General features: G+C 51.5%; 1 protein-coding gene. It reads left to right on the top strand.

The window, feature by feature from the left end; genetic code table 11:
- On the top strand, positions 1 to 501 hold a 501-nt coding region (locus WBW42_RS18765), incomplete at both ends, for an Ig-like domain-containing protein (RefSeq protein ID WP_498479069.1).

Genomic DNA, 501 nt, shown 5'->3' with positions numbered 1-501 from the left:
ATTGATACCACCGCACCAAATGCACCTGTACTTGATCCAATCAATGCAACTGACCCAGTGAGCGGTACAGCAGAACCTGGTTCTACAGTGACTGTGACATATCCTGATGGCACCACTGCAACAGTCGTGGCAGGCACAGACGGAACATGGTCAGTACCAAACCCGGGCAATCTGGTAGATGGCGATACGGTTACAGCAACAGCGACTGACCCTGCAGGCAATACTTCATTGCCAGGTACAGGCACAGTCTCTGCCGACATCACACCGCCGGTGGTTGCACTTGATGATGTGTTGACGAATGACAGCACACCAGCACTCACTGGTACAGTGAACGATCCGACAGCCACTGTGGTTGTAAATGTGGATGGTATTGACTATCCGGCAGTGAATAATGGTGACGGCACCTGGACGCTTGCAGACAATACACTTCCTGCATTAACTGATGGTCCACACACCATTACCGTGACTGCAACAGATGCAGCAGGCAATGCAGGTACAGAT

It is taken from the genome of Acinetobacter sp. LT1, from assembly GCF_059800965.1.
The sequence above is the reverse complement of the archived record's forward strand: the minus strand, read 5'-3'. Positions and strand labels throughout refer to the sequence as shown.